Here is a 15,965-nt window from a genome sequence, read left to right as displayed (position 1 = left end):
TTTTTGTTATTTGGTCAATGCCCATTTGTTACAGCGCGAAAAAAAAGGAAAAAAAAGTTAACGCCCGGATTGCCGTGGCCTGAAAATCCTGCATTATTTGGGATATGTAATACAGTGCCTCGTGTTGACTGCTTTGCGAGGCATTTTCATTTAGGGCGGCCCGATGCGTCTGATCTTGGAACAACGCTATCTTTTCGATGGCAGCATTGCGCATATCGCGCATCACCATGCGCACCATGACGGAATCGACACGCACGAGGGCACGGCCGTCGCCGATGCGATGGAGGCCGTGGCGGACGCCCCGCCGGCCGCCGGCACATCCCGCCCCGAACCCGGCCATACCGACCACAGCCAGGCCCCCACCCTGGCCGACAGTGCCGCCGCCGCCGGCCCGCTGACCGCGATCGTCTTCGTTGATTCGCGCGTTACCGACTGGAAGGAACTGACGGCCTCGCTGCCCGACACCGTCGGCGTCGTCGTCGTCTCGCCCGACAGCAACGGCATGGACGTGGTCTCGCGCGTTCTGGCGCACCAGCAGGACCTGCAATCGGTCAGTTTCCTGACCTACGGCCAGCCCGGCGCGGCGGAACTGGGCAGCAGCACGATCAACGAGGCCACGGTCGCGGCCGACAGCCGGCAGGTCACCGGCTGGGGCGACGCGCTGGCGCCGGGCGGCCAGATCCTGTTCTGGGGCTGCGATGTCGGCCAGGGCGCCGACGGCCAGGCCCTGGTCGATGACCTGCATACCCTGACGGGCGCGGACATCGCGGCCTCCACCGACAAGACCGGCCTGGCCACCCTGGGCGGCGACTGGACGCTGGAACAGACGGCGGGCATCAGTTCCGCCCAGGTGGGCAGCCCGTTCTCGGCACAGGCGCAGGCCGACTACCAGTCCGTCCTGGATTCCTCGGTCCCCAATGCGACCATGACGATCGCGCTGGCCGGATCGCAATCCGATATCCTGCTGGGCAATACCTTTACCGAAAACCTTACCTTCAAGAATGACGGCACCGGCACGGGATATTCGCCGTTCGTCGAGGTTTTCGCGCCGAACAATTCAAAGCAGGTCACGCCGCTGCAATCGCTGAATGTCGTCTCCCTCGCGGCGGATGGCTCGGCCACGGTGCTCGAATCCCTCTCCCCCACGGCGGTCACCCTGGTGAAGCAGGACGGTGTCGTCGGGGCGACCAACCCGCTGACCAAGCAGTGGGTCAACGCTCCCAGCGGCATGGTGGCGGGTGATACGATGTACGTCGCCGCCCTGCCGTTCGGCAGCTATACCGTGGGCCAGCCAACCATAGACATGCAGGCGACCTTCGGAACCACCACGGCGTCCGTCACCAGTGCGCTGACGGGCGTGACCGCGGCGGATGGCACGACGGGCGGTGACGTTTCCATATACGCGGCAGGCGGCTACCAGCTGGGCGCATCCGCGACCGGCGGCACGCCTGTCTACGGCAGCACGGCGGAGGCCTCTTCGCCGCTGGACCTGCTTAACATCCAGTCGCAGGTCATTACATCGGAGGGCGAGGACGAAAGCCCGACCGGTTCCGATTTCGTCAACTATTATCAGGTCACCGTAACGCCGGGCGATATCACGACGGACAACGCGATCGGCAAGGCGACCATTACCGTCAAGCTGCCGGATCAGGTAACGTATAATACGAGCGGTACGATCTCCGTGACAGGTTCGTCCTCCACGCCATCTTACAAGACCCCCGTCTATACACCCGATCCCGCCGCGACAGCGGGACAGGGCGGCACGGTCTCCGTCGAACTGGACAACATCTCGGCCGCGAACGGGACAACGACGATCAAGATCCCCGTCTATGTGGGCCAGACCGACGTCAGCGGGGCGCAGATCCTGACAGCCGATACGACAACCGGCAACGTGGCCCCCCAGCAGATCCCCACACCCACCGAGGCCTATAGTGCGGGAACCTGGACCGCGCCGGCCAATTCGCCGGATTACGTCGCCGATAGTCCGGTCAGCTTCACGGATGTCTCCATTGCCGCCGCGCCCGGCGCCACCAGCACGTTCGACGCCAAGGCTTTCGCCATCCAGGAAACCGCGACCGATACCGCCACGGGCAGTTCTACCGAAAACAGCACGACCGAAGTCATGCCGGGCGATACGATCTCGCATAAGGTCAGTCTCGAAAGCTCGGACTACTACGCCTCGAACCTGCAGACATTGACCGAAACGATCCAGGACGGGCAGACGCTTTTGGCCGGCAACGGCGCCACCCTGAAATACACGGACATGACAGGCGCGTCCCAGACGGTCACGTTCGCGGGCATAACCAGCCCTGTGACCAGCACGCAAGCGGGTACTGGCGATCAAATCTCTACTGGCACCGGCTCGAACTGGAGTTACGTCGCGGATCTGACGACCGGCATCACCACGGTTTCCTACAACCTGGCGGACAACCCGAACATGAAGGCCGGCACCACCGCCAGCCTGACATATACCACGCAGGCCAATACGACCTTTATCGACCCCCTCCACGCCGGCCAGCCGGTTACCGAGGGCGACACGCTGAAGACCAGCGTTACCGCGACCGCGAACCTTCTCGATACAAGCGGCAACCCGATCCTGGTAAATGGCACGTCCGGCGCGGCGGAATACGCGACTGACGATTCGCAGACCACATTAACCGTGCCGGAAAGCGCGCCCACCCTGGCGGTGTACGCGATCAACGGCAGCACGACAAATGCCGCGACGACGCCCATCAAGGCGGGCGACCTTGTCACCTACGCGGTAACCTACCCGCTGAAGACGGGCACGTACGCGGGGCTGGACCTGACATCCTACCTGCCGGAGCCGCTATTCGCCACCACCGACCCGACGGTATCGGGAACCGTGCCCGCGACGGCGCCATATAGCGAAGCGTCGTCCGAAGCCAACGTGGAGCAGACTGCGGGATCTTATTATGTAACATCGACCGGCCCGGCCATTACGATTGCCTCGGCCACGGCGGCCAGCGGGCCGAACAGCGTGGAGTTCAAACTTAACCCCGTCACGACCTCCACCAGCGACCAGACGGTCACGATTCTGTACACGGTGAAGGCGACCGACGCGCCCTATGCCGATGGGCTGCAGATGACCAGCCAGGAACAGTCCAACTTCACCGATGGCCAGGGCGGAACGACCGCTGTCTCGAAAATCGTCCAGTCGACGGTCGGCTCGCCCCAGGCGGAGCTGAAGACTGGCGTCGTGTCGATCGTGCATGACGGGACCGATAGCGGGGCGATTAACTACACGTTGCAGGACCCGTCGCTGACCAGTGGCTCGACCGACCCGACTAAGTCTTACGAGGCGGCCAATACAACCGCAGCCGGAGTGTCGCCATTCGTTAACAGCACAGATCCCAATACAAGCGGCCTGGTGCAGCAGGACGACCTGAACGCGACCGGCGCCAATGGTGGCGATACCGCCCGGATTGCCACCACGGTGGAAAATTCCGGCAGCGGAGACATGTACGCCCTGACCGTCAGCGGCACGACACCGACCATCCCGGGCATGACGGCAGCTCAGGTCCAGGCCCTGATCACAAACATGGCCGTTACCACCTCCGGCGGTGCGACCTATGCCCTGACGGGGCCGGAGCTAACGGCCTATTTCTCGACCAGCGGGCTGAACCTGTCCACCGTGCTGAACAGTGGTGGCAGCACGACAGGCGAAGTCCTGGCGGCCGCGACCAAGGACAGCAGCGGCAATATCACCGCCGCCAACAGCCTGACCATTACCTACGATCTGAGCCTTCCCGACGGGATCGATGCCGGATCGGTCGTCACCGCCGGGGCGCAAGTCGTATCCTATACCAACACCGCCAATACGGATGCGACGAACTTCGTCAACAGCAGCGGCGTGCAACTGGGCGCCACCGATGGCAGCGATATCAGTGACGCCGCGACCATTACCGTGCAGTCACCCACCATCTCGCAGGTTCTCAGCGCATCGAGCATCAACGGTGTTGGCGGCACGACAGATTTCAACGGCATGGACCAGGCTGGGGCTGATAAATCCGTCGAGACCGTGGCGGGCACGGAACCGGCTGACAATACCGTCGTGGCGGGCGAGCAGCGCACCACCACTGTCACGGTCAATGTGCCGCAAGGCCAACTGACCAACGGATCGGACGATGTCACGGTCACGGTCACGCTGCCCAAGGGTGTGACTTATGTCGACCAAAGCGGTGCCGTAACTGCGGACAGCAACGTCGTGTTGTCCGGGGGGACCCAGGGTGTCAAGTCGACAACCGACACGAACGGCGTCACGACCCTGACCTTCGATCTGGGCAAGACCGTCGCAAACACGACCAGCAGCACGGCGCCGATCAGCCTGACCTACACGGCCAATTACACGAACGCCATGGCCAGCAATGGCCAGGACCTCACGCCACTGACGGCCACGCTGAACTACGCCCCCGGCGGCGGCAGCTCGACCCCGCTCGCCGCGAACGATCTGGTCGTCAAGGAGCAAGAGCCCAAACTGACCGAATCGTTCACGTCGGCTCCGACCTCCGCCTACAGTAATGAAGCGGTGAGTTATACGGCCACGATTAAAAACACTGGCCCGGTCACGGCCTATGACGTGACCGTCAACCCGGTTGTGCCTGCAAGTCTGACCGGTGTGACCTATAGTTTCGCACAGGGATCGTTCTCTTACAGCGGTTCGTCAATCACGAATCTCAACAGCACGATCAACACCTACCTGACCAATCTGGCCGCGAAAGGGCTGGCCGCCGACCAGACCCTGACCTACACGATCAACGGCACGGTCGCGCAGAACCTTACGGTGGGAACGCAGGTAAAGGTCACGGATAACGTCACAGCCAATTCCGTCCCGGCCGACACGACGACAACGCCCCTGACACCTCCCGATGTCGTCACGACCGGGACGCAGTCCACCACCTCCACGGTAGGATCGGTGAGCGCGGTCCTGTCGATCGTGGGGGAGGCCAACGGCACGGCAATTAACGGCCCGGGCGCGAATTCGCCGCAGAGTAATGTCCGTGTCGTTCCGGGCGATGTTATCACCCTGCGCGGCACAGCGACCCTGCCGCAAGGATCGAACGACATCGTGCTGAACTTCGCCTTGCCGCCGGCGAACCTGACGTTGGACACCAGTTCGGTCAAGATCGAGCTGATCAGCCCCGATGGGCAGATGCGTTCCACGACCCTGGATGCCCTGCTGGCGGCCGCCGACAAATCCTCGACTTCTTCGGGCGTTCAGACATCGGGCACGACCGCCGCGGGAGCCATCGCCACGCAGGCCCTTACGGTGGCAGACGGGACCGACGTTACCTATGCGGACGGGGTTCTGAGCATAAATCTCGGCACGGTAACGGAGAATAATTCCAGCGGCAGCGGCGGGTCGTCCTATGTTGTCGTCGATATGAAGGCGACGGTGAACAACGACACCAGCAACATTTCCGGTACCACCATTGGTGCCGGAAATACCGAGAAGCTGACCCTGACCGCCAACGGCACCGCCACAACCCCCAGCGCGGTGACCGAAGACGTCAGGGAACCGAACGTCACCCTGACCAAGACGGTCAGCAACATCACCGGTAACTCCGTCACCTATGTGGACACCCTGAAGAACACCGGAAGCAATACAGCTACAGCCTACGGTGTGAATTTGTACGACCCGCTGGATGCCAGCAACGAAACCTACGTGGCGGGTTCGTTGAGCCTCTCGGGCCTCGCGTCGACAACCGGGACGACCGACGGGGCGCTGCCCGCGATCAACGGCGCCGGCAATGCGATCACGGGGAACTTCACCCTCGGGGGCGGCGAGACGGAGACGATTACCTACACGGTGAATCTCACCGTTCCGACCGAGGGCGCGGCCGAAACCAAGGCGACCGTCAACTGGCTGTCTCTGAAAAACGCCATAGTTGGCGCTACCGGCGGCGTGACCGAAAGCCGGGACGGCTCCGCGACGGTGAGCTCGGACGGGAATGGGAACACCACGCGGAACAACTACAGCGCCAGCGTCACCACCGGCCTCGCCGCCATCTCGGGCCAGGTCTGGCAGGCGCTGGGCAACGACCCGACGGCGTACGATTCAGCAACGGATACCCCGCTCGGCAATGTCACGGTCACGGTCACCAGCGCGGGGGCGGATGGAGACTACACTACGACAGGGGACAATTTCAGCCAGACCGTGAAGACGACCCCGTCCAATAGCACTTTCCCCGGCACATACTCCGTCCTGGCCCCGATCTATGGAACCACGACCCAGTTGGGGGCGGTCACCGCGACAGGTGCGGCCTCTCTCGCACAGGTCAGCCTGCCCGATGCGAACGCGGACGGCCTGCCGGCGAACGAAACGCTGATCTATAATGCCGATAATCCCGACGCCACGACCGCCAACGACACGGCGACCGTCTCACCCGACGGTGGTGGAACAGGCGTGGTTGCCACCGGCGTCAACATGGCCTTCGCGCTGGCCGACAAGGCCCCCGTCCTGTCCGTCACCGGCGCCGCCACCGGGTGGGGCGGCACGCCGGTTACCGGCTACGCCGACGGAACAACGGCCGTGGCGCTGGGCAGCGGCACGGTCACGGTCACCGATGCCGAGATCGACAATTTGCTTGGCAAAGCCACGACCGACCCGACGGGTGCTGCCGGCAAGTCCGGCGATTCCTATGCTGGCACGGTCCTAACGGTCCAGCGCTATGTTAGCGGCACGGCACAGCCGTCGGGCGCGGACAGTTTCGGTTTCGGCACCAGTGGCACCGTGGCTTTCGGTGCCGACAGTACGGTTACGGTCAACCACACGGAAGTGGGCACCTACACCCAGTCGGGCGGCAAGCTGGTGGTGACGTTCGACACGCCAGCCACCGCGTCGTCCATTGCCGACGTGATCCAGAACCTGACCTACACCTACACCCCCGGCAGCGACACGTCCGGCATGACCGGCGTTACCATCGGCGCAACCCTGTCGGACGGGAATACAGGCATGTCCGGCCTCTCCGGCACTTACGGGCCGCAGGGCACCGGGGGCGTGCAGACCAGCACACCTCTGCTCGCGACCGTCGATATTCCCCCGCCCTCCGGTTTCACCGCTACCTACACCGAACCGAACGATCCCGGCGTGGGCAGCAATCCGGCGGTCCCGGCCAGCGCCGTGCAACTCGAACCCGCGCTCAGCCTGACCGATGCGTCGGGCGGCAGCGCGAACTCGATCCAGAAGGCGACCATCCAGATCACCAATGTCCAGGCCGCCGAAGACGTGCTGCAAGCCACCGCCGCGGCTGCGAACGGCCTGAGCGCGACATATGATTCCAACACCGGCATCCTGACCCTGACACCCGCCAGCGGCACCGCGACCCTGGCGCAGTGGCAGGCGGCGCTGCAATCGGTCGCCTATTACGATACCTCCGCCACGCCCACGGATACAACGCGGGACGTGACGATCTCGCTCTACGAAAACGGTGCCACCACGCCGGTGGTGACGACGGGAAGCATCACGGTCGTCCCGTCCGACGATTCGCCGGTCCTGGATACGACCGTTCCCGTCTCCCTGACGGCGGCGGGGGAGGTTGGAAACAGCACCGGGACGCCCACTGGCCCCGTCGGTACGGCGATCAACACCCTGATCAACAGCGCCAACGTGACGGATAGCGATGGCGCGAACCTGTTCAACGGCCAAAGCACGGCCGGTTCGACCCCCGGCATCGCCATTACCGCCGCCACCACGACGGCGGGGCAGCCGGACGGCAGCACAGGCCCTGTCGGTACCTGGTATTATACCACCGATGGCGGCACGAAGTGGGCGGCACTGACCCTGGCGCCGGGTCAGGCGCTGAATCTGGTGGCGGACAGCGCGGGTCAGGACCGCGTCTATTTCCAGCCGACCGACCCGAACTGGAACGGCACGATCCCGAATGCCCTGACCTTCCGCGCATGGGATCAGGCCGATGGTGTCCATAATGGTACCGTCACCACCCTGCCGACGAACCCCGCCCTGGGCACCGGCACCGACGGCACCACCACGCCGGCTGCGGATTATACCGCGGCCTATTCCTCTGCGTCCGAATCCGTCCCGCTGGTGGTGACTGCCGTCAACAACGCACCGCTCGCCAGCGGCGGCGCGACCTTGGCCACGGGCACGGAAGACGTCACCACCGGCCCGGCGCGGACGGTGAGCAGCCTGTTCAGCGGCAATTTCTCCGACAGTGCGGACCAGCAGAACTCCACCAGCAACACCACAGGCTCGAACGCCAACACGCTGGCCGGCGTGGCCATCACCGGCAACACCGCCAACCCGGCGACGCAGGGCGTATGGCAATATTCGACCGACGGCACGAACTGGAACACGATCTCCACCGACGTGTCGGCCAACAACGCGCTGGTGCTGTCGCAGGGCGCGCAACTGCGGTTCGATCCGGCCGCCAATTTCAATGGCCAGCCTCCGGGCCTGACCGCCACCCTCATCGACAGCAGCGATAACCAGACCGGCGCGGCCGCGCTGTCGGGCAGCGGTGCCGACGCCGTCTATGGCGCCACCCTGGCCAACGCCACGACCGCGATGGCGCTGACCGGCATCGACGTCACCACGACGGGCGCCGCCACGTCCCTCAGCGCCACCTCCGTCGCGCTCGACACGTCTGTCGCCCCCGTCAACGATGCCCCGACCATGACCGGCGCGCCGCAGGCATTGACCACGCCGGAAGATTCGGCAGGCGGGCCCTCGACGGCCGCCCAGGTTGGAACCCTGTTCAATCCGGTATTCTCCGACAGTACCGACCAGCAGAAAGCGGCGGGCGGTATCACTGCCTCGGCCGCCAACACGCTGGCCGGCATCGCCATCACCGGCGACGCCGCCGATCCGGCAACCCAGGGAACGTGGCAATATTCCACCGATGGCGGATCAAGCTGGACGGCTCTGCCCTCCGGCCTCTCCACCAGCAACGCCCTGGTCCTCTCCAAGGGCGCGGAACTGCAATTCGTGCCGGTGGCAAATTATAACGGCCAGCCCGGCGGCCTCACCACCCAGGTCATCGACAACAGCGGCGCGGCAGATGGCGCGGCGGCCCTCTATACGGATGGTAGCGGCAAGCAGGTCTATGGCGTCGACCTTGCCAACGCCACCAATCCGATCGCGCAGAGCGGCGTCGATGTCAGCACTGCCGGGGGCACTTCCTCGATCAGCGCCACCACCGAACCCCTGACCGTCCAGGTTGCCTCGGTCAACGACGCGCCGACCGTGGTTGCGGGCAAGGAGACCGAAACCCTGGCTGCTGGCACCGAGGACGCGACCACGCCCCCCTCCGCCAGTGTCAACGACCTGTTCAATCCCAGCTTCAACGACGCGACGGACCAGCAGAACGCCACCAGCAACACCACAGGCTCGAACGCCAACACGCTGGCCGGTGTGGCCATCACCGGCAACACCGCCAACCCGGCGACGCAGGGCGTATGGCAATATTCGACCGACGGCACGCACTGGAACACGATCTCCACCGACGTGTCGGCCGGCAGCGCGCTGGTGCTGTCGAAGGGCGCGCAACTGCGGTTCGATCCGGCCGCCAATTTCAATGGCCAGCCTCCGGGCCTGACCGCCACCCTCATCGACAGCAGCGATAACCAGACCGGCGCGGCCGCGCTGTCGGGCAGCGGTGCCGACGCCGTCTATGGCGCCACCCTGGCCAACGCCACGGCCCCGATGGCGCTGACCGGCATCGACGTCACCACGACGGGCGGCACCACATCCCTCAGCGCCACATCGGTCGCGCTCGACACGTCTGTCGCCCAGGTCAACGACGCGCCGACCGTGGTCGCGGGCAAGGAGACCGAGACCCTGGCGGCAGGGACCGAGGACGAAACCACGCCCCCCGCCGCCAGCGTCCACGACCTGTTCAATCCCAGCTTCAACGACACGACGGATGACCAGCAGGCCGCGGGCGGCCCCACCGCCTCCACCGCCAACACCCTGGCCGGCGTGGCCATCACCGGCAACACCGCCAACCCGGCGACGCAGGGCGTATGGCAATATTCGACCGACGGCACGAACTGGAACACGATCTCCACCGACGTGTCGGCCAACAACGCGCTGGTGCTGTCGCAGGGCGCCCAACTGCGGTTCGATCCGGCCGCCAATTTCAACGGCCAGCCTCCGGGCCTGACCGCCACCCTCATCGACAGCAGCGATAACCAGACCGGCGCGGCCGCGCTGTCGGGCAGCGGTGCCGGTGCCGTCTATGGCGCCACCCTGGCCAACGCCACGACCGCGATGGCACTGACCGGCATCGACGTCACCACGACGGGCGCCGCCACGTCCCTCAGCGCCACCTCCGTCGCGCTCGACACGTCTGTCGCCCCCCTCAACGATGCCCCGACCATGACCGGCGCGCCGCAGGCATTGACCACGCCGGAAGATTCGGCAGGCGGGCCCTCGACGGCCGCCCAGGTCGCAACCCTGTTCAATCCGGTATTCTCCGACAGCACCGACCAGCAGAAAGCGGCGGGCGGTATCACTGCCTCGGCCGCCAACACGCTGGCCGGCATCGCCATCACCGGCGACGCCGCCGATCCGGTAACCCAGGGAACGTGGCAATATTCCACCGATGGCGGATCAAGCTGGACGGCTCTGCCCTCCGGCCTCTCCACCAGCAACGCCCTGGTCCTCTCCAAGGGCGCGGAACTGCAATTCGTGCCGGTGGCAAATTATAACGGCCAGCCCGGCGGCCTCACCACCCAGGTCATCGACAACAGCGGCGCGGCAGATGGCGCGGCGGCCCTCTATACGGATGGCGGCAAGTCGGTCTATGGCGTCGACCTTGCCAACGCCACCAATCCGATCGCGCAGAGCGGCGTCGATGTCAGCACTGCCGGGGGCACTTCCTCGATCAGCGCCACCACCGAACCCCTGACCGTCCAGGTCACCTCGGTCAACGACGCGCCGACCGTGGTCGCGGGCAAGGAGACCGAAACCCTGGCTGCTGGCACCGAGGACGCGACCACGCCCCCCTCCGCCAGTGTCAACGACCTGTTCAATCCCAGCTTCAACGACGCGACGGACCAGCAGAACGCCACCAGCAACACCACAGGCTCGAACGCCAACACGCTGGCCGGTGTGGCCATCACCGGCAACACCGCCAACCCGGCGACGCAGGGCGTATGGCAATATTCGACCGACGGCACGCACTGGAACACGATCTCCACCGACGTGTCGGCCGGCAGCGCGCTGGTGCTGTCGAAGGGCGCGCAACTGCGGTTCGATCCGGCCGCCAATTTCAATGGCCAGCCTCCGGGCCTGACCGCCACCCTCATCGACAGCAGCGATAACCAGACCGGCGCGGCCGCGCTGTCGGGCAGCGGTGCCGACGCCGTCTATGGCGCCACCCTGGCCAACGCCACGGCCCCGATGGCGCTGACCGGCATCGACGTCACCACGACGGGCGGCACCACATCCCTCAGCGCCACATCGGTCGCGCTCGACACGTCTGTCGCCCAGGTCAACGACGCGCCGACCGTGGTCGCGGGCAAGGAGACCGAGACCCTGGCGGCAGGGACCGAGGACGAAACCACGCCCCCCGCCGCCAGCGTCCACGACCTGTTCAATCCCAGCTTCAACGACACGACGGATGACCAGCAGGCCGCGGGCGGCCCCACCGCCTCCACCGCCAACACCCTGGCCGGCGTGGCCATCACCGGCAACACCGCCAACCCGGCGACGCAGGGCGTATGGCAATATTCGACCGACGGCACGAACTGGAACACGATCTCCACCGACGTGTCGGCCAACAACGCGCTGGTGCTGTCGCAGGGCGCCCAACTGCGGTTCGATCCGGCCGCCAATTTCAACGGCCAGCCTCCGGGCCTGACCGCCACCCTCATCGACAGCAGCGATAACCAGACCGGCGCGGCCGCGCTGTCGGGCAGCGGTGCCGGTGCCGTCTATGGCGCCACCCTGGCCAACGCCACGACCGCGATGGCACTGACCGGCATCGACGTCACCACGACGGGCGCCGCCACGTCCCTCAGCGCCACCTCCGTCGCGCTCGACACGTCTGTCGCCCCCCTCAACGATGCCCCGACCATGACCGGCGCGCCGCAGGCATTGACCACGCCGGAAGATTCGGCAGGCGGGCCCTCGACGGCCGCCCAGGTCGCAACCCTGTTCAATCCGGTATTCTCCGACAGCACCGACCAGCAGAAAGCGGCGGGCGGTATCACTGCCTCGGCCGCCAACACGCTGGCCGGCATCGCCATCACCGGCGACGCCGCCGATCCGGTAACCCAGGGAACGTGGCAATATTCCACCGATGGCGGATCAAGCTGGACGGCTCTGCCCTCCGGCCTCTCCACCAGCAACGCCCTGGTCCTCTCCAAGGGCGCGGAACTGCAATTCGTGCCGGTGGCAAATTATAACGGCCAGCCCGGCGGCCTCACCACCCAGGTCATCGACAACAGCGGCGCGGCAGATGGCGCGGCGGCCCTCTATACGGATGGCGGCAAGTCGGTCTATGGCGTCGACCTTGCCAACGCCACCAATCCGATCGCGCAGAGCGGCGTCGATGTCAGCACTGCCGGGGGCACTTCCTCGATCAGCGCCACCACCGAACCCCTGACCGTCCAGGTCACCCCGGTCAACGACGCGCCGATCGCCACCGGCTCGGCCACACTGATATCCGGCACCGAGGACGCCACCGGCCCGGCGCAGAATGTCAGCACCCTGTTCGGCGGCAATTTCTCCGACACGGTTGACCAGCAGCCCGGCTCCAGCGCCAACAGCCTGGCCGGTGTGGCCATCACCGGCGACGCCGCCACCCCCGACCAGGGCACCTGGAAATACTCCACCGACAACGGCCAGACCTGGACCGCCCTGCCGGCCGACCTTTCCCCCACCAACGCCCTGGTCCTCTCTGGCTCGGCCCAGCTCCAGTTCGACCCGGCGCCCAACTATAACGGCCAGCCCGGCAGCCTGACGGCCACCCTGATCGACAGTTCCACCGACGTCCCGGTCTATACCGACGCCAGCGGCAACCCTGTCACCGGCGCCCAGATCGCCACCGGCAGCACCGCCCAGACCGGCGTCGACGTCTCCCAGACGGGCGGCAAGACCGCCCTCAGCGTCAATTCCGTGCCGCTCGACACCACTGTCACGGCCGTCAACGACGCCCCGGCGCTGACCGGCGCGCCGACCATGCCGGCCGTGCCGGAAGACACGGCCACCTCGAACGCCCCGGGCAGCACGGTGGCATCGCTGCTCACCCCCGTCTTTACGGACCAGACGGACCAGCAGCACTCCGCCTCCAACAGCACGGGCTCGACGGCGAACACCATCGCCGGCATGGCCATCACCGCCGATGCCGCCGACCCGGCGACCCAGGGCGTGTGGCGCTATTCGACCGATGGCGGCCAGAGCTGGACGGCCCTGCCGTCCGACCTGTCTCCCACCAACGCGCTGGTCCTCTCCAGCAACGCGCAGCTCGACTTCGTGCCGGTGGCCAATTTCAACGGCCAGCCCGGCGGCCTGACGGTCCAGGCGATCGACAGCAGCGACAGCACCAGCGGCGCGGCGCCCCTCTATACGGACGGCAGCGGCAACCCGGTCTATGGCTCCAGCCTGGCCGGCGCCACCAGCCCGATCGCGCAGAGCGGCGTCGATGTCAGCACTGCCGGGGGCACCTCCTCGATCAGCGCCACCACCGAACCCCTGACCGTCCAGGTCACCCCGGTCAACGACGCGCCGATCGCCACCGGCAGCACCACGTTGCCCGCCGGCACCGAGGACGCCACTGGCCCGGCGCAGAATGTCAGCACCCTGTTCGGCGGCAATTTCTCCGACACGGTTGACCAACAGCCCGGCTCCAGCGCCAACAGCCTGGCCGGTGTGGCCATCACCGGCGATGCCGCCACCCCCGACCAGGGCACCTGGAAATACTCCACCGACAACGGCCAGACCTGGACCGCCCTGCCGGCCGACCTTTCCCCCACCAACGCCCTGGTCCTCTCCGGCTCGGCCCAGCTCCAGTTCGACCCGGCGCCCAACTATAACGGCCAGCCCGGCGGCCTGACGGCCACCCTGATCGACAGCTCCACCGACGTCCCGGTCTATACCGACGCCAGCGGCAACCCTGTCACCGGCGCCCAGATCGCCACCGGCACCACCGCCCAGACCGGCGTCGACGTCTCCCTGACGGGCGGCAAGACCGCCCTCAGCGTCAATTCCGTGGACCTCGACACCAGCGTCGCCCCGGTCAACGACGCGCCGATCGCCAGCGGCAGCACCACGTTGCCCGCCGGCACCGAGGACGCCACCGGCCCGGCGCAGAGTGTCAGCACCCTGTTCGGCGGCAATTTCTCGGACACGGTTGACCAGCAGCCCGGCTCCAGCGCCAACAGCCTGGCCGGCGTGGCCATCACCGGCGACGCCGCCACCCCCGACCAGGGCACCTGGAAATACTCCACCGACAACGGCCAGACCTGGACCGCCCTGCCGGCGGATCTCTCCCCCACCAACGCCCTGGTCCTCTCCGGCTCGGCCCAGCTCCAGTTCGACCCGGCGCCCAACTATAACGGCCAGCCCGGCGGCCTGACGGCCACCCTGATCGACAGCTCCACCGACGTCGCGGTCTATACCGACGCCAGCGGCAACCCTGTCACCGGCGCCCAGATCGCCACCGGCACCACCGCCCAGACCGGCGTCGACGTCTCCCAGACGGGCGGCAAGACCGCCCTCAGCGTCAATTCCGTGGACCTCGACACCAGTGTCGCCCCGGTCAACGACGCACCGATCGCCACCGGCTCGGCCACGCTGATATCCGGAACCACGGATACGCCCAGCCCCGCGCAGACGGTCGGCACCCTGTTCGGCGGCAATTTCTCCGACACGGCCGACCAACAGAAATCGGCCGGCAACCCGGATGGCTCGACGGCGAACAGCCTGGCTGGCATCGCGATCACGGGCGATGCGGCAACGGCGAGCCAGGGAACATGGCGCTATTCCACCGATGGCGGAAAAAGCTGGCAGTCCATCGATCCAGCCACTCTTTCCCCGTCCGCAGCCATCATATTGCCCGCCACCGCCCAGTTGAGCTTCCAGCCGGCGTCCAATTTCAGCGGCAGCCCCGGACAACTGACGGTCGCATTGATCGAAACCGGTTCGACGCTGATCAATGGAACGGACGCATCCCGGGCAGATGTCAGCGGCCTGATGACCGATCCCACCAGCGCGGTTTCCAACACGACCGTCGATCTGTCCACGACGGTGGCCAACACCCGACCGCAAGGCATCCCGATCCTGCCGGGCGCGATCGGCAGCAACGGAGAGAGTCCCGCAGCGACTTTGACATCGTCGGTGGACAGTGCGTTCGACACCATCTTCCAGCGTGGCGTCGCGGCCGCGCACCAGACCTGGATATTCGGCACGCCGATCAATCACTTCATCGTGGTCGATCAGCCAGACAGCTTGAGCATACCAATGGGCGCGTTCCTGACCGACGACGGGACCGAAAGCCAACTCGAGCTCTCCGCCTCGCTGGCAGATGGCAGTTCGCTGCCTGACTGGCTCTCGTTCGATACGCGCAGCCGGGTCTTCACCGGGACCGCTCCGGAAAGCGCGTTCGGCTCGCTCGACATCAAGGTTCGCGGCCGCGATGTGTACGGGCACGAGGCCGAAGTCGACGTGCATATCGTCATCGGTCACCAGCATCAGCTGACTGACATGATCGATCTACAAGCGGTGCCGCGAGCCATCCATCAGACGCTCGACAGCATGCAGACGACCGTCAACAGGCTGCTGCTCGACCCGCATCTTGCCTCGATCAACGACCACCCGTCCGCGCATTCGAAGGGAAAACCCTCTCTACGCACCCAGTTGCGGCATCTGGGCGCCAAGGCGCATCAGCGCGATGCCCGTGCGCTGCTCGATACGCAGGCATTTCATGCATAGGAATGATCCGGACCTGCTGTGGAGAATTTCCTTCGATTTGAAGTAAGGT

Annotated in this window: 1 protein-coding gene; it reads left to right on the top strand. The window is 65.9% G+C overall.

Features of this window, described 5'->3' with window-relative positions; all coding sequences use genetic code 11:
* The first annotated feature begins 163 nt into the window (after nt 1-163).
* A complete protein-coding gene (locus tag ACMAUO_RS16925; RefSeq protein ID WP_420358091.1) occupies nt 164-15,916 on the top strand; it encodes a DUF4347 domain-containing protein in 15,753 nt (5,250 codons plus the stop codon).
* The last annotated feature ends 49 nt before the right edge of the window (nt 15,917-15,965 follow it).

This window comes from Gluconacetobacter brunescens (genome assembly GCF_048695475.1).
Classification (GTDB): domain Bacteria; phylum Pseudomonadota; class Alphaproteobacteria; order Acetobacterales; family Acetobacteraceae; genus Gluconacetobacter.
This window is presented reverse-complemented; position numbering and strand designations above follow the sequence as displayed.